At 68.6% G+C, this 14,992-nt stretch carries 14 protein-coding genes; 10 read left to right on the top strand and 4 right to left on the bottom strand.

Annotation, left to right across the window (positions count from 1 at the left end):
- From BA899_RS05435 to BA899_RS05450, 4 genes are read right to left on the bottom strand one after another with little or no spacing between them, the layout of a single operon-like run.
- On the bottom strand, positions 1–2,379 hold the full coding sequence (locus tag BA899_RS05435; RefSeq protein WP_159299998.1) for a DNA topoisomerase I: 2,379 nt from the start codon (positions 2,377–2,379) through the stop codon (positions 1–3).
- A gap of 6 nt (positions 2,380–2,385) precedes the next feature.
- Positions 2,386–2,859 carry a DUF494 family protein gene (locus BA899_RS05440; RefSeq protein ID WP_110882241.1) on the bottom strand — a complete coding sequence of 158 codons (474 nt, stop codon included), beginning with the start codon at positions 2,857–2,859 and terminating at the stop codon, positions 2,386–2,388.
- Complete coding sequence (dprA, locus tag BA899_RS05445) at positions 2,856–3,989, bottom strand: DNA-processing protein DprA (RefSeq protein ID WP_159299999.1); 1,134 nt, start codon at positions 3,987–3,989, stop codon at positions 2,856–2,858. Before dprA ends, BA899_RS05440 begins: the two co-directional genes overlap by 4 nt.
- The gene (locus BA899_RS05450) at positions 3,982–4,380 is read right to left on the bottom strand and encodes a hypothetical protein (protein WP_110882242.1); all 399 of its coding nucleotides are present in this window, start codon (positions 4,378–4,380) and stop codon (positions 3,982–3,984) included. Before BA899_RS05450 ends, dprA begins: the two co-directional genes overlap by 8 nt.
- Before the next feature lie 87 nt (positions 4,381–4,467).
- On the opposite strand from BA899_RS05450, the gene def reads away from it, so the two are divergent.
- From def to dtd, 10 genes are read left to right on the top strand one after another with little or no spacing between them, the layout of a single operon-like run.
- Positions 4,468–5,001, top strand: a complete 534-nt coding sequence (gene def, locus BA899_RS05455; RefSeq protein ID WP_159300000.1) for a peptide deformylase — start codon at positions 4,468–4,470, stop codon at positions 4,999–5,001.
- Positions 5,002–5,015: 14 nt separating this feature from the next.
- Complete coding sequence (gene fmt, locus BA899_RS05460; protein ID WP_200833069.1) at positions 5,016–5,957, top strand: methionyl-tRNA formyltransferase; 942 nt, start codon at positions 5,016–5,018, stop codon at positions 5,955–5,957.
- On the top strand, positions 5,935–7,245 hold the full coding sequence (rsmB, locus tag BA899_RS05465; protein WP_159300001.1) for a 16S rRNA (cytosine(967)-C(5))-methyltransferase RsmB: 1,311 nt from the start codon (positions 5,935–5,937) through the stop codon (positions 7,243–7,245). The genes fmt and rsmB overlap by 23 nt, the downstream gene beginning before the upstream one ends.
- Positions 7,223–7,798 carry a DUF4390 domain-containing protein gene (locus BA899_RS05470; protein ID WP_159300002.1) on the top strand — a complete coding sequence of 192 codons (576 nt, stop codon included), beginning with the start codon at positions 7,223–7,225 and terminating at the stop codon, positions 7,796–7,798. Before rsmB ends, BA899_RS05470 begins: the two co-directional genes overlap by 23 nt.
- Entirely contained in the window at positions 7,795–9,951 is a 2,157-nt protein-coding gene (locus BA899_RS05475; protein ID WP_159300003.1) for an ATP-binding protein, read from the top strand. Before BA899_RS05470 ends, BA899_RS05475 begins: the two co-directional genes overlap by 4 nt.
- Positions 9,948–11,327 carry a sigma-54 dependent transcriptional regulator gene (locus BA899_RS05480; protein ID WP_144346914.1) on the top strand — a complete coding sequence of 460 codons (1,380 nt, stop codon included), beginning with the start codon at positions 9,948–9,950 and terminating at the stop codon, positions 11,325–11,327. Before BA899_RS05475 ends, BA899_RS05480 begins: the two co-directional genes overlap by 4 nt.
- The gene (gene trkA, locus BA899_RS05485) at positions 11,324–12,700 is read left to right on the top strand and encodes a Trk system potassium transporter TrkA (protein WP_144346915.1); all 1,377 of its coding nucleotides are present in this window, start codon (positions 11,324–11,326) and stop codon (positions 12,698–12,700) included. Before BA899_RS05480 ends, trkA begins: the two co-directional genes overlap by 4 nt.
- 14 nt (positions 12,701–12,714) lie before the next feature.
- On the top strand, positions 12,715–14,172 hold the full coding sequence (locus BA899_RS05490; RefSeq protein WP_159300004.1) for a TrkH family potassium uptake protein: 1,458 nt from the start codon (positions 12,715–12,717) through the stop codon (positions 14,170–14,172).
- 25 nt (positions 14,173–14,197) lie between these two features.
- Entirely contained in the window at positions 14,198–14,509 is a 312-nt protein-coding gene (locus tag BA899_RS05495; protein WP_110882251.1) for a tetratricopeptide repeat protein, read from the top strand.
- Positions 14,506–14,958, top strand: coding sequence for a D-aminoacyl-tRNA deacylase (gene dtd, locus BA899_RS05500; protein WP_159300005.1), 453 nt, complete (start codon positions 14,506–14,508; stop codon positions 14,956–14,958). The genes BA899_RS05495 and dtd overlap by 4 nt, the downstream gene beginning before the upstream one ends.
- The last annotated feature ends 34 nt before the right edge of the window (positions 14,959–14,992 follow it).

Here is a 14,992-nt window from a genome sequence, read left to right on the forward strand (position 1 = left end):
TCAGCTGCCCGAGGACTGCTTCTTGCGGCTGGTGCGACCCTTGCCGGTGCCACTGGCGGACTTCTTGCGGCCCCCGCCACGACCCTTGGGCTCGGGCGCCTCGTCAATCAATGCCTGGCACTCGTCCCGGGTCAGCGATTCGGCCTCGCGGTCCTTGGGGACCCGCGCCCGCTTGCGACCGTCGGTGATGTAGGGCCCGAAGCGGCCTTTCATGACGGTCAGTGCGCCGTCGTCAAAACTCTGGATGGTGCGCCGGGCGATGTTTTCCTTTTTCTCCTCGACCAGCTCCAGGGCGCGTTCACGGTCGATGGTGTAGGGATCATCGTCCTTTTTCAGGGACGCGAACTGATCACCAAAGCGGACATAGGGGCCGAAGCGGCCGATGTTGGCGCTCAGCGGCAGGCCATCCGGCGTCTCGCCGAGGTCGCGGGGCAGCGTGAACAGGGCCAGCGCCTCGTCGAGGCCGATGGTGTCGATGCTCTGCCCGGGGCGCAGGCTGGCGAAACGCGGCTTTTCCTCGTCCTCGCGGGTGCCGATCTGGACGAAGGGTCCGTAGCGGCCGAGCCGCGCCGAGACCGGACGGCCACTCTGCGGGTCGGTGCCCAGCTCACGGGCCTTCATTACTTCGCTGCGTGAGACCTGCTGTTTTTCCTCGATGCGCTCGTGGAAGGGATCCCAGAACTGGCGCAGCACCGGCACCCAGTCGGTCTCACCCCGCGAGATCGCATCCAGCCGGTCCTCGAGACGGGCGGTGAATTCGTAATCGACGTAGCGATCGAAATGCTCGGTCAGGAACTTGGTGACCACCCGACCGGTGTCGGTGGGCTTGAAACGCCGGTTCTCCAGGGTCACGTAGTTACGTGCCTGCAGCGTGGCAATGATCGCGGCATACGTCGACGGCCGGCCGATGCCGTATTCCTCGAGGGTGCGCACCAGCGTGGCCTCGGAGTAGCGCGGCGGCGGCTCGGTGAAGTGCTGTTCCGGCCGCAGGCCAGTCAGCGGGATCCGCTCGCCTTCGGCAAGCGGCGGCAGGATGCGGTCGTTGGCATCGGCCCCCGGGTCGTCCGCACCCTCCTGGTACACCGCCATGAAGCCGGGGTCGCGCACCGTCGAGCCCGTCGCCCGGAAGCTCGCCACGTCGCCGGCGGCCAGATCCACCGACACCGTGTCGATGGTGGCGTGGATCATCTGGCAGGCCACGGTGCGCTTCCAGATCAGGTCATAAAGCCGGTACTGGTCGTCGCTGAGGTATCCCTTGAGCGATTCCGGCACCCGGCTGGCATCCGTCGGCCGGATGCCTTCATGCGCTTCCTGGGCGTTCTTGGCGCGGGTGCGGTACTGGTTGGGCTTGGCCGGCAGCTTGGCGGCGCCGAAGCGCTTTTCGATCACCTCGCGCAGGCTGTGGATGGCCTCCTGCGAGAGGTTGACCGAGTCGGTGCGCATGTAGGTGATCAGGCCCACCGTGCCGCTGCCGGTATCCACACCCTCGTAGAGCTGCTGGGCGATGCGCATGGTCTGCTGCGCGGAAAAGCGCAGCTTGCGCGATGCCTCCTGCTGCAGGGTGGAGGTGATGAACGGCGCGGCGGGGTTGCGCCGGCGCTGCTTTTTCTCGACCCGGGTGACGCTCAGTTCGCCTTCGCCGTGCTCGGCGCCGGCGGCCGCGAGGATGCGCCGCGAGGCGTCTTCGGCGGTTTCGGCATTGTTGATGGTGAACTGCTCGACCTTGCCGCCATCGAGCTGCTGCAGACGCCCGACAAATGGCGTCTCAGCCTGCACCAGATCGGCCTCGACGCTCCAGTACTCCTGGGGGACGAACGCCTCGATCTCTTTTTCGCGCTCGACGATCATGCGCAGCGCCGGCGACTGCACGCGCCCGGCGGACAGGCCGCTGGTGATCTTGCGCCAGAGCAGCGGCGAGAGGTTGAACCCGACCAGGTAGTCCAGCGCCCGGCGTGCCTGCTGGGCATCCACCAGGTGATCGGACAGCCCGCGGGGATGCTGGATGGCCTCGCGGATCGCATCGCGGGTGATTTCGTAGAAGACCACCCGGTGGACCGGTTTGTCATCGACCACGCCGCGCTCGCGCAGCAGTTCGAGCAGGTGCCAGGAAATGGCCTCGCCCTCGCGGTCGGGGTCAGTGGCCAGATAGACCGCATCGGCCTTGCGGGTGGCCTTGGCGATGGCATCGACCTGTTTGGCGTTGCGCTCCACCACGCTGTAGTGCATCGCAAAGTCCTGCGCCGGATCGACGGCACCCTCCTTGGCGATCAGGTCACGGACATGACCGTACGACGCCATCACCTCGAAGTCCTTGCCCAGGTACTTCTTGATGGTGCCCGCCTTGGCCGGCGATTCGACGATTACCAGTGAATGCGACATGAATGCTTAGTGTTTCGTGGGGTAGGGAGGTTCAAAAAGCAGGCTCTCCATGGAGGCGCAGGCCTCTTCCTGACCCGGTTGGCTGAACAGGACCATGAGGACCACCCACTTGAGCTCATCAAGTCCGATGGGGTCGTCGTCGAGATCCATGAGGCGATCGATGACCAGCTCGCGGCTGCCCGCCGTGAGAATCCCGGCCTGTTCGAGGAATAGCAGAAAACCGCGGCACTCGACATCGAGCCGGGCCGCCTCGGCCGGCGTGTAGATCCGCATCGCCGCCGGTCCGTGCGCTGAAACCGGCAGATCACGGGTTTCGGCCAGCGCGTCGATCCATGCCAGTGCCTTGAAAATCTGCGGATCGGAAAAGCCCGCTTCCCGCAGGTCCGACTCGATCTGGGTCCGGTTGGGGTCGAGGTCGACGGCGTCCTGAAAATAATGCTCAAACAGGTACATCAGGATCTCGAAGACGTTTTCTTTCATCCGCCCGCTCGATTGCTGGTTCGCATGTAATAACCGCTACTGCAGGGCGCAACGTCGCCCGAGAGTTCGAGCTTCAGGAGAATGGATGAAAGGATATCGGGCGTCAATGAAGCCCGCTGGAGCAGGGTGTCGAAGGCGATGGGGTCATGATCCATGGCCTCGAGCACCGCGATTTCGCGGGCGTCCAGGGCCGTCCAGTCGGGCTGGTCAGCCGTCGGATCGGCCGGCGGCGCGCTGGGTGCCGGCCCGTCGATGGCGTGGCCGATCTCCTCGATGACCTGCCGCGCCGATTCCACCAGCCGCGCCCCGTTGCGGATCAGCGCGTGGCAGCCCTTGACCCGCGGGTTGTGGATGGAGCCGGGGATGGCCATGGCCTCGCGACCGGCCTCGATCGCCCGGTAGGCGGTTTCCAACGAGCCGCTGTGACGGCCCGCCTCGACCACCAGCGTGCCCACCGACAGCCCGGCGATCAGGCGGTTGCGGCGCGGGAACAGGCCGCGGCTGACCGGCGTGCCGGTGGGCATTTCGGTGACCAGCGCGCCGTTGTCGGCGATCTGATCGGCCAGTGCCTCGTTATCACGCGGATAGAGCCGGTCCGGGCCGGTGGCCATGACCGCCACGGTGCGCCCCTGCACCGCCAGCGCCCCCTCGTGGGCCGCGCTGTCGATCCCCAGCGCCAGGCCGCTGGTGACGGTCAGGCCGGTGGCGGCCAGATAGGCGGCGAACTCCTCGGCGATGTGAATGGCGTTTTCCGAGGCATTGCGTGCGCCGACCATGGCGACCTGCGGCTCGTTCAGGGCGTCGGGATCGCCACGCAGGTAGAGCATCGGTGGTGGATCGCCGATGCGGGTCAGCAGCGTCGGGTAGCGCGCATCATCGCGGGCGATCAGATGCCGGTCCCCGGCCTCGGCCCAGCGCAGGTCGGCATCGATGCCCGGCTGCAGGCTGGCTAAGTCATGGGGCGCGCGCACGGCGGCGCGCGGCAGTCCATGCGCGGCGCGATCCGCCTCGGAGGCGGCCCGAAAGGCCTCGGGATGGCCATAAGCCTCGATGATCAGGGTGCTGGTCCGCGGGCCGACGCCCGGCAGACGCGCCAGCCACAGCCAGGCCTCGAGCGCGCGGTCAGCCATCGGCATCGCTCCGCTCGGGATTGATGGCAAGGAGATAGTCGCCGGGGCGGATTTCGCGGCGGGCCTGCAGGATGCGCAGCAGCGCCGGCTGCCCCCGGCTGATCAGCGTCGCTTTGCCCAGGGCGATGGTGCTGCGGCCGAGGCGCTCGCCGCTGTGGCCGGTGATGGCCGGGCCCGGCCGGAGCAGATAGTAATGTCGGGCGGCCCGACCGCTCAGCCCTTCGGCATAGACCCGGTCACCGGCGGCGTTCAGGCGTCGTCCCTCCTCGCCCAGCACCACCCGCGGCAGCGCTTCGCTGGACGGGAACAGGGCCGGTGGCGAGGCCGGCACCGGCAGCGCGGTGAGCAGGGCAGTGGTGGCAAGCAGGACGCGCGGGCTCCACGCAGGCATGATGTCTCCTTGTCGCCCCGTGTCTGACTGGTCGCAGGCGGCGGCGGTTCGCTACACTGAGCGGTAGTGCTTCAAACGGATAGTCTCATGGCCATACGCGAAATCCTCCAGTACCCCGATGAAAGGCTGCGCCGCCGGGCCGCGCCGGTCGAGCGGATCGACGCCGAGGTGCATGCCCTGGTGCGCGATATGATCGAGACCATGTACGACGCCGCCGGGATTGGTCTGGCGGCCACGCAGATCAACGTCCACCAGCGCGTCGTCGTGGTCGATGTCAGTGAAAACGGCGACGCGCCGCAGGTGTTCATCAACCCCGAGATCACCGCGCGCGGCGAGACCCGCGATGTCGTCGAAGAGGGCTGTCTGTCCATCGCCGGCTACACCGACAACGTCGAACGGGTCGAGGCGGTGACCGTGCGCGCCCTGGGGCTGGACGGCGAGGCCTTCGAGTGTCAGGCCGAAGGCATGATGGCGCGCTGCCTGCAGCACGAGATCGACCACATTGATGGCCGGCTTTTCATCGATCACCTCTCCGAGCTCAAGCGCAAGCGCCTGCGCCGGCGGTTTGAAAAGGCCGCCCGGCAGCGCGGTGATGCGTCGGCCCGGACGGGATCGGTCTGATCGGCGCCGACGAAATGACATCGCCCCGCATTGTCTATGCGGGGACGCCCGACTTTGCCGTGCCCGCCCTCGAGGCGCTGGTGGCGGCGGGTTATCCCATCGCCGCGGTCTATACCCAGCCCGACCGGCCGGCCGGCCGCGGGCGCCGGCCGCGACCCTCAGCCGTCAAGACGGCCGCCCTCGAGCACGGTCTGAGCGTTGAGCAGCCGGAACGCCTGGACAACGCCGACGCCCGGGCCCGGCTCGCCCACTACCAGCCCGATGTCTTGATCGTGGCGGCCTATGGCCTGATCCTGCCGACTTCCGTGCTGAACATCCCGACCAATGGCTGTGTGAACGTCCATGCCTCGCTGCTGCCGCGCTGGCGGGGGGCGGCGCCCATCCAGCGGGCCATCGAGGCCGGCGACCCGGAAACCGGCGTCTGCCTGATGGAGATGGCGGCGGGCCTGGATACCGGGCCGGTGATCGCGGCGCGGTCGACGCCCATCACCGCGGACGACAACGCCGCGCAGTTGCACGACCGGCTGGCCGATCTGGGGGCGCAGCTGCTTCTGGAGTGTCTGGATGACTGGCTGGATGGCCGTCGACCCGCCCATCCGCAGCCGGAGGATGGCGTGACATACGCCGCCCGGATCAGCGCCGACGAGGCCTGGATCGACTGGCAGCGCCCGGCGCTCGAGACGGCCCGCCGGGTGCGGGCGTTCAATGCCTGGCCGGTGGCCCGCTGCGCCTGGGGCGATGCCCGGCTGCGGGTCTGGCAGGCAGTGGCGCTGCCGGGCGATGGGGCGACAGCCGCGCCCGGCACCATTGTCGCCGTCGGCGCCGACGGGATCGATGTGCAGACCGGCGAGGGCCTGCTGCGGCTGCAGCGGGTGCAGGCGGCCGGTGGCCGGGCTCAGCCAGTGGCGGAATTCCTTCGGGGGCACCCAGTGCATGTCGGCGAAACCCTCCACTGATCCGCGCGGGGCCGCCGTCGAGGTCCTGCTGGCGGTGCTCGGCCGGGGCCGGTCGCTGGATCGCGCCCTGACCGAGCACGGTCCGGGCGGCGATGATCCCCGGGATGTCGCGTTGTGCCGGGCGATCGCCTACGGGGTGCTGCGGCATCACCGCCGACTGGGTGCCATTCGGGATCACTTTCTGCGCAGCCGGCTCAAGTCGCGGGATCAGGACATGGCGCTGCTCCTTGAGGTCGGCTTTTTCCAGCTCACCGAAATGGACATGCCGGCCCACGCGGCGGTCTCGGAAACCGTCGCGGAGGCCCGGCGGCGCGGCAAGCCCTGGGCCGCGAAGCTGATCAACGCCGTCCTGCGACGTTTCCAGCGCGACAGCGCGGCCTGCCTGCAGGCGGTGGACGCCGATCCCGGCCGCAGCGCTTCAGTGCCGGACTGGCTGCTGGCCCGCCTGCGCCGGGACTGGCCCGACGACTGGCCGGCGCTGCTGGCGGCGCAGAATACCCGGGCGCCCATGACGCTGCGGGTCAATCAGCGCCGCAGCAGCCGCGAGGCCTATCGCGGACGGCTTGCCGCCGAGGGCATCGGCGCCCGTCCCCTGGACGGCTTCGAGGATGCCCTGGTGCTCGATCACGCGGTGGCGGTCAGCGCGCTGCCGGGCTTTGCCGAGGGCGACTGCTCGGTGCAGGACGCCGTGGCCCAGTGGGCCGCGCCGTTGCTGGGGGCCGCGGATGGCGATCGGGTGCTCGATGCCTGCGCCGCACCCGGCGGCAAGGCGGCCCACGTGCTCGAGCGCGCGGCGGCATCACTGCTGGCGGTGGACAGTGATGGCGAGCGCCTGCAGCGGGTCACCGAAACCCTTGACCGCCTTGGCCTGAGTGCCGAGGTGCGGGTGGCGGATGCCTCGGACCCCGGCCAGTGGCCGGCGGCTGAGCGCTTCGATCGCATCCTCATTGATGCGCCCTGTTCGGGCACCGGCGTCATCCGCCGGCATCCCGACATCAAATGGCTGCGGCGCGAGGCCGACATCGCGCATCTGGCCGTGCGTCAGCGCGCGCTGCTGGACACCCTCTGGCCGCGCGTGGCGCCGGGTGGCCGCCTGGTCTACTGCACCTGCTCGGTGCTGCGCGCCGAGAATGAAGCGGTGGTCGAGGCCTTCGTCGCGGATCAGGATGATGTCACTGTGGTCCCACCGGTACTGCCGGTGGGTCGACCGGTGGGCCACGGACATCAGATCCTGACTGGCGAGGCCGGCGTCGATGGCTTCTACTATGCCTGTCTGGACAAGCGCTAACCCCCGCATCGCGGCGCTGGCGGCGCTGCTGTGTCTGGCCGTGGCCGGCAATAGCCCACCGGCGGCGGGCTTCAGTGTCGCCGCCCTCGAGCAGCGCTTTGACAACGGGCTGCTGGTGGTGGACGGGCGCATTGACTATTCCCTGACGGCGACGGCGACCGAGGCGCTGGAGAATGGCGTCGATCTGGTGATCAGCCAGCGGCTCAGCCTGGAGCGGCCGCGCTGGTGGTGGCGCGACGTGGAGGTGGTCAGCCAGCAGCGCCGCTACCGGCTTGCCTACCACGCCATGAGCCGTCGCTATGTGCTCAACCGCCTTGCCAGCGGTGAGAGCCGCAGCTATCGCAGCCTCGACGCGCTGCTGACGCGGCTCGGCACCATCGAGGCCTGGCCGGTGATCGGTCGCGACCGCCTCGATGACCAGCAGACCTATCGACTGCGCTTCGAGACCGAGCTCGATGTGGAGGCGCTGCCGCGGCTGCTGCGCACGGTGGCCTGGGCCAGCGATGACTGGCAGCTGCGCAGTGAGCCGGCGACGCTTGAGGTGCGGCCATGAGCGGGCTGCCGCGGCAGGCCATTGTCCGCATCCTGCTCAGCGTGCTGCTGATCCTGTCGCTGTACCTGCTCAGCGCCGCGACCGAGAACTCCTCGCGCTTCGGGCGCCTGTACCTGTGGCTGCTGCTGATCAACGGCGTGGTGCTGGTGGTCCTCTCGGGGCTGATCATCAACAACCTGCAGCGGCTGGTGCGCTCATTCCGGGCGCGGGAAACCGGCAGTCGCCTGACCCTGCGGCTGATGGCGCTGTTCGTGGTCCTGGCGGTGCTGCCCGGGCTGGTGGTCTACGGGTTTTCGATGCAGTTCCTGCAGCGCGGCGTGGACAGCTGGTTTGACGTGCGCGTCGAGAACGCCCTCGAGGACGCACTGGCGCTTTCCCAGGCGTCGCTGGATCAGCGCATGCGTGACATGCAGCAGCGCCTTGAAGAGGCCGCCCGGGATCTGGCCGATGTCAGCTCGGACATGGCGCCCATCACCCTGGGCGACCTGCGCGCCCGCACCGGCGCCTCGGAGCTGACACTGATCGGCGAGAACGGGCGCATCATCGCCGCCAGCAGCATGGATACCGACAGCATCCTGCCCCACCGTCCCGAGGAGAGCATTCTCCTGCAGCTGCGCCAGGGCCGGCCCTATGTGGGGCTTGATCCCATCGAGAACGCCGGGCTGCACATCCGCGCACTGGTGCGTGCGCCGGGCCCGGACGGACCGGGCAATACGCGCATCCTGCAGGGGCTTTTCCAGGTCTCGCCGCGCATCAATGACCTGGCCGACGAGGTGGAAACCGCTTTCAGCGAGTATCGCGAGCTCGCCTATCTGCGCGGACCGCTCAAGGACAGTTTCATTCTGACGCTGTCGCTGGTGCTGCTGGTCTCGCTGCTGTTCGCCGTCTGGTCGGCCTTTTATCTGGCCCGGCGACTGGTCGCGCCGGTCAGTCGTCTGGCCGAAGGCACCCGGGCGATGGCCGCCGGCGAGTACGGGACCCAGCTGCCTCCGGCGGGCAACGACGAGCTGGGCTTTCTGGTGCGCTCGTTCAATGACATGAGCCGGCGGGTGGCCGATGTCCGCGATGCCGCGCGGCAGAGCCAGGCGCTGGTCGAGTCCCAGCGCGCCTACCTCGAGACCGTGCTGGGGCGCCTGTCCTCGGGGGTGCTGGCGCTGGGCCGGGACGGCACCCTGCGCACCTATAACCAGGCGGCGGAGGACATCCTCTCGGTGCCGCTGCACGAGGCCACCGGGCAGCCGCTCTCGGCGCTTGTCGAGCGCTTCCCCGACTTCAGTCCGTTCGTCGAGCAGATCGAAGCCCATCCGCACGGGGCCGAGGGCGAATGGCGGGCCGAGCTCAGCCTGGACACCCGCGAGGGGCGTCGATCGCTGATCTGCAGCGGGGCGATGCTGCCGGGCGGGGCCGAAGGCGGCGGCGAGGTGATCGTTTTTGATGACGTGACCACGCTCATCCAGGCCCAGCGCGACGCGGCCTGGGGTGAAGTCGCCCGCCGGCTGGCCCACGAGATCCGCAATCCGCTGACGCCCATCCAGCTGTCCGCCGAGCGCCTCCAGCACAAGGTGGGCAACCGCGTGAGCGGTGAGGAAGCGGCCCTGCTGCAGCGCTCCACCGACACCATCATCCATCAGGTTGAGGCCATGAAAGACATGGTCCAGGCGTTTTCCGAGTATGCGCGACCGCCGGTGCTCGAGCTCCAGCGGGTCGACCTCAACGCCCTGGTGCAGGAGGTGGCCGAACTCTATCGCGGACAGGCGGCGCAGGCCTCGATCCGCACGGATCTGGATGAGCACCTGCCGAGGCTGGAAGCCGATGCCGGCCGGCTGCGTCAGCTGCTCAACAACCTCATCCGCAATGCCCTCGAGGCCGATGATGGCGGCGCCTGCGAGATCGTGGTCTCGACCCGTCGCGGCACTGGCCGTCACGCCGGCTGTGTCGAACTGGACATCGAGGACAACGGGCCCGGGTTTGCCGATGCCATGCTCGATCAGCTCTTCGAGCCCTATGTCAGCACCAAGCCGCGGGGCTCGGGACTGGGCCTGGCGATCGTGAAAAAGATCGTCGAGGAGCACAATGGCAGCATCAGTGCCCGCAATGTCGAGGGCGGCGCACGCCTGTCAGTGCGCCTGCCGACCGGGGAGAAAGGAGAATGAGCAAGGCTTATGTGCTGGTCGTCGACGACGAGCCGGACATCCGTGAGCTGGTCCGCGAGATCCTCGAGGACGAGGGGTACGCGGTGGCGACGGCGGAAAGCGCCGACCAGGCGCGCTCGCTCCTGCGGGAGCGGACGCCGCAGCTGGTGCTGCTGGACATCTGGATGCCCGGCGACGATGGGATTTCGCTGCTCAGGGAGTGGGCGCAGGGCGGTGTCTGCCCGTTCCCCGTGGTGATGATCTCGGGGCATGGCACGGTGGAAACCGCCGTTGAGGCCACCCGTCACGGGGCCATGGATTTCGTCGAAAAGCCGCTGTCCATGGGCAAGCTGCTGGCGACGGTGGAGCAGGCGCTGAACGCCCCCGATGCCGTCGCCGCCCCCGCCGGGGCGCCCGCCGCGGTGGTTGAGCCGGTGGGACGCAGCAGTGCCATGCGCGATCTGCGCGAGCAGGCCGAGCGGCTTGCCGGCACCGACAGCTGGGTGCTGATCAGTGGCGAGCCCGGCAGCGGCCGGAAATGCCTGGGGCGCTATATCCACAGCCTAAGCGAGCGCCGTGCGGGGCCGCTGGTGGAGGTGGCCGCCGGCACCATCGCCGGGCAGTCGGCGGCCCACGAGCTGTTCGGCCAGGTGCGCGGCGACCAGGTCATCCCCGGTCGCCTCGAAGCGGCGGCGGGGGGCACGTTGATCCTTGACGGGGCCGCCGACCTGGACGCCGAGGCGCAGACCCGGCTGGCCTCGGCCATTGATGCCGGCAGTTTCCAGCGGGTGGGCGGCTCGGAGCGTCTTTCGCTGGATGTGCGCATGATCGCCATCAGCCGTCGCGACCTGACCGCCGAGGCCCACGCCGGGCGGTTCCGGCCGGATCTGGCCTATGCGCTGAGTGTGATTCCGCTGACCGTCCCGCCGCTGCGCGAGCATGCCGAGGACATCCCCGAGCTGGTGGTCTTTCAGGTCGACCGGCTGGTCGAGCGGGAACAGCTCGGTTACCGTCGCTTCACGGTGGCGGCCCAGAACCGGCTGCGAAATCATCACTGGCCCGGCAATGTCCAGGAGTTGCATAACCTGGTGCAGCGGCTGCTGGTGCTGGGTGACGGCATCGACATTGAGGTCGGCGAGGTCGAGGCCGCCCTCAGTGAGCGCCCGGCCGCGGCCGGTGGCGACAGCGACTGGCCGCAGGCGCTGGCGCTGCCGCTGCGCGAGGCCCGTGAGCGCTTCGAGCGCGATTACCTGCAGCGACAGCTGCAGCGCGCCGACGGCAGTGTCGCGCAGCTCGCGCGTCTGGCGGGCATGGAGCGCACGCATCTGTATCGCAAGCTGCGCGCGCTGGGCATCGACCCACGCGAGGGCGGCGAATCCGGCGGAGGCCGTGCATGAAGATCATCATCCTGGGAGCCGGCCAGGTCGGCGGTACCGTGGCCGCCAACCTGACCAGCGAAGACAACGACATCACCGTGGTCGACCGCGACGGCCAGATCCTGCAGGCACTCCAGGATCGACTGGACCTGCGCACGGTCGCGGGCAACGCCACCTACCCGGCGGTACTCGAGCGCGCCGGGGTTGATGACGCCGACATGGTGATCGCGGTCACCAACTCGGACGAGGCCAACATGGTGGCCTGCCAGATCTGCGCCACGCTGTTCCGCACGCCCAGCAAGATCGCCCGGGTACGGGCCGTGGAGTATCTCTCGCACCCGCAGATCTTTGCCCCCGACGCCCTGCCCATCGATGTGCTCATCAGCCCCGAGCAGCTGGTCACCCAGTACGTGCGCCGGCTGATCGAGCATCCCGGCGCGCTGCAGGTGATGGATTTTGCCGATGGCAGGGTCCGTCTGGTGGGTGTGCGCGCCTACTACGGGGGTCCGCTGGTGGGTCAGGAACTGCGCACCCTGCGCGAACACGTCCCCGGCGTGCAGACCCGGGTGGCGGCCATCTATCGCCGCGGCAGCGCCATCATCCCCGAGGGGGAGACGGTGATCGAGGCCGGTGACGAGGTGTTCTTCGTGGCGGCCCGCAAGAACATCCGCGCGGTGATGAGCGAGCTGCGCCGGCTCGACAAGCCGGTCAAGCGCATCACCCTGGCCGGTGGCGGCAATATCGGCATGCGCCTTGCCCAGTCCCTCGAGCCTCATTACCAGGTCAAGATCATCGAGCATAATCCGCAGCGCTGCCGGGCGATCGCCGATACCCTCAAAAAGACCATCGTGCTGCGTGGGGATGCCGCCGACGAGGACCTGCTGCTCGAGGAGAACATCGAGAACACCGACGTATTCTGCGCCCTGACCAACGATGACGAGGCCAATATCCTGGCGGCCATGCTGGCCAAGCGGCGCGGCGCGCGCACGGTCATGGCGCTGATCAACCGCGCCGCCTACGTTGATCTGATCCAGTCCAGCGACGACATCGATGTGGCGATCTCGCCGCAGCAGGCGACCATCGGCAGCCTGCTCGCGCATATCCGCCGCGGTGACGTGGCCACGGTGCACAGCCTGCGCCGTGGGGCCGCCGAGGCGATCGAGGCGATCGCCCACGGCGATGCCGGCAGCTCCGAAGTGGTGGGCCGCCGCATCGATCAGATCCGCCTGCCGCGGGGCACCACCATTGGCGCCATCGTGCGCGGCGAAGAGGTGGTCATGGCGCATCACGATACGGTGATCGAACCCGAAGACCACGTCATCCTGTTCCTCGTCGACAAGAGCCGGCTGCGAGACGTCGAAAAGCTCTTCTCGGTGGGCGTGACCTTTCTTTAGGGACCCGAGAGCTCATGCATCCCGATGCCGTCCAACGCGTGCTGGGTGTCCTGCTGATGGTGTTCAGCGTGACGATGCTGCCGCCCGCCCTGGTGAGCGTGATCGCGGCCGACGGGGTGGCCGAGGCGTTCTTCCTGACCTCCGGCCTGCTGCTGGCCGTGGGCGGGCTGCTCTGGCTGCCGGTCCGCCAGTCGCGCCGCGAGCTGCGCATCCGCGACGGGTTCTTTGTGGTGGCGATGTTCTGGGTGGTGCTGGGCGCCGCCGGTTCGCTGCCACTGGCGCTCCAGACCGTGGTCCCGCTGGCCTTCGTCGACGCCCTGTTCGAGAGCGTCTCGGGGCTCACCACCACCGGCGCCACGGCGCTGACCGGGCTCGACGTCCTGCCGGTGTCCATCCTCTACTATCGCCAGCAGCTGCAGTGGCTGGGCGGCATGGGGATCATCGTGCTGGCCGTGGCCATCCTGCCCATGCTGGGCATCGGTGGCATGCAGCTCTACCGCGCCGAGCTGCCGGGGCCGGTCAAGGATGCCAAGCTGACCCCGCGCATCGCCGAGACCGCCAAGGCGCTGTGGTACATCTACCTGGGGCTGACGGTGGCCTGCGCCCTGGCCTACTGGGCGGCCGGCATGGGGCCGTTTGATGCGGTGATGCATGCCTTCACCACCATCGCCACCGGCGGCTTCTCGACCCACGACGCCAGCATGGGTTATTTCGACAGTGCCCTGATCGAGATGATCGCGGTGGTGTTCATGATCATCTCGGCGCTCAACTACTCCCTGCATTTCATGGCCTGGCGGCGCCGCAGCACCGAGCCCTGGCGCAGCGACCCCGAGCTGGTGACCTTTCTGACCGTGCTGGCCCTGGTGACGGTGCTGGTGCTGGGCGGACTGCTGATCTATCAGGCCGCGCACAGCCTGCTGCTGGACGAGACCTGGCATCACGCCATCTTTCAGGTGGTCTCGTTCGCCACCACCACCGGGTATACCACGGCCTCGTATTATGTCTGGCCGGCCTTCCTGCCGGTGCTGCTGCTGTTCGTGGCGGTGGTCGGCGGCTGTGCCAACTCCACCTCGGGCGGTCTCAAGGTAATGCGCATCCTGCTGCTCTGGCGCCAGGGCGGGCGCGAGATCCTGCGCCTGATCCACCCCCAGGCGCAGATCCCGGTCAAGATCGGCGACCGGCCGGTCAGCGAGCGGGTCATCGACGCGGTATGGGGGTTCTTTGCCGCCTATGTCCTGCTGTTCGTCCTGCTGATGCTGCTCATGCTGGCCATGGGGCTTGATCAGATCACGGCCTTCTCGGCGGTGGCCTCGGGGCTTGCCAACCTGGGCCCGGCGCTGGGAGACGTCGCCGCCAATTTCGCTGGCGTGGGGGCGGGGCCCAAGCTGGTCATGTGTGTGGCGATGATCATGGGCCGGCTCGAGATCTTCACCCTGCTGGTGCTTTTTACGCCGGCATTCTGGCGGCGTTGACGCCCGGCTTGGTAGCCTGCCCGGTATGGATATCGAGGCACTGAAAAAGATGATCGACGGCGGGCGCGACGGGGCCATGCCGCGCCTGACCCTGGGCGAGGCGCTGGCCCGCGAGGGTGACACGCAGGCGGCCCAGGCCCATCTGCGGCGCGCCATCGAATTCGATCCCGATTACTCGGCCGCCTGGCGGGCGCTGGGGCGGCTGCAGTTGAAGGCCGGCGAGCGTGAGGCCGCCGCCGAGACCTTCCGCAGCGGTCTGGAGGCGGCGCGCCGACGGGGCGACATGCAGATCGTCAAGGAGCTCGAGGTCCGCCTCAAACGCCTGGACGGGCAGTGATCGGCCTGCTCCAGCGCGTCGTCCGGGCCGAGGTCCGGGTCGACGACGCGACGGTGGCGGCCATCGACGCGGGGCTGCTGGTGCTGGTGGGCGTGGAGCAGGGCGATACGCCGGCGGGTGGCGCGCGCCTCATCGAGCGGCTGCTGGCCTATCGGGTGTTCGCGGATGCCAGCGAGCGCATGAACCGCAGCCTGACCGACACCGGTGGCGGCCTGCTGCTGGTCCCGCAGTTCACCCTGGTGGCGGATACCCGTAAGGGCACGCGGCCGGGGTTTTCCGCAGCGGCACCGCCGGCGACCGCCGCGCAGCGCTTTGATCAGCTGGTGGACGAGGCCCGTCGACGGCATCCCCGGGTGGAGGCCGGCGTTTTCGGTGCCGACATGCAGGTCAGCCTGTGCAATGACGGGCCGGTGACCTTCTGGCTGAGCGTGCCGCCCGACTCAAAGTGACCGCGGCGGCGTGCTATCCTTCGCCGCATTCATT

Source organism: Spiribacter sp. SSL99, assembly GCF_009805925.1.
Classification (GTDB): domain Bacteria; phylum Pseudomonadota; class Gammaproteobacteria; order Nitrococcales; family Nitrococcaceae; genus Spiribacter; species Spiribacter roseus.

What these genes read in the sequence shown, in the direction of transcription:
- BA899_RS05435 (WP_159299998.1), bottom strand. Translation starts at nt 2,379, where the DNA reads ATGTCGCATTCACTGGTAATCGTCGAATCGCCGGCCAAGGCGGGCACC.
- BA899_RS05440 (WP_110882241.1), bottom strand. Translation starts at nt 2,859, where the DNA reads ATGAAAGAAAACGTCTTCGAGATCCTGATGTACCTGTTTGAGCATTAT.
- dprA (WP_159299999.1), bottom strand. Translation starts at nt 3,989, where the DNA reads ATGGCTGACCGCGCGCTCGAGGCCTGGCTGTGGCTGGCGCGTCTGCCG.
- BA899_RS05450 (WP_110882242.1), bottom strand. Translation starts at nt 4,380, where the DNA reads ATGCCTGCGTGGAGCCCGCGCGTCCTGCTTGCCACCACTGCCCTGCTC.
- def (WP_159300000.1), top strand. Translation starts at nt 4,468, where the DNA reads ATGGCCATACGCGAAATCCTCCAGTACCCCGATGAAAGGCTGCGCCGC.
- fmt (WP_200833069.1), top strand. Translation starts at nt 5,016, where the DNA reads ATGACATCGCCCCGCATTGTCTATGCGGGGACGCCCGACTTTGCCGTG.
- rsmB (WP_159300001.1), top strand. Translation starts at nt 5,935, where the DNA reads ATGTCGGCGAAACCCTCCACTGATCCGCGCGGGGCCGCCGTCGAGGTC.
- BA899_RS05470 (WP_159300002.1), top strand. Translation starts at nt 7,223, where the DNA reads ATGCCTGTCTGGACAAGCGCTAACCCCCGCATCGCGGCGCTGGCGGCG.
- BA899_RS05475 (WP_159300003.1), top strand. Translation starts at nt 7,795, where the DNA reads ATGAGCGGGCTGCCGCGGCAGGCCATTGTCCGCATCCTGCTCAGCGTG.
- BA899_RS05480 (WP_144346914.1), top strand. Translation starts at nt 9,948, where the DNA reads ATGAGCAAGGCTTATGTGCTGGTCGTCGACGACGAGCCGGACATCCGT.
- trkA (WP_144346915.1), top strand. Translation starts at nt 11,324, where the DNA reads ATGAAGATCATCATCCTGGGAGCCGGCCAGGTCGGCGGTACCGTGGCC.
- BA899_RS05490 (WP_159300004.1), top strand. Translation starts at nt 12,715, where the DNA reads ATGCATCCCGATGCCGTCCAACGCGTGCTGGGTGTCCTGCTGATGGTG.
- BA899_RS05495 (WP_110882251.1), top strand. Translation starts at nt 14,198, where the DNA reads ATGGATATCGAGGCACTGAAAAAGATGATCGACGGCGGGCGCGACGGG.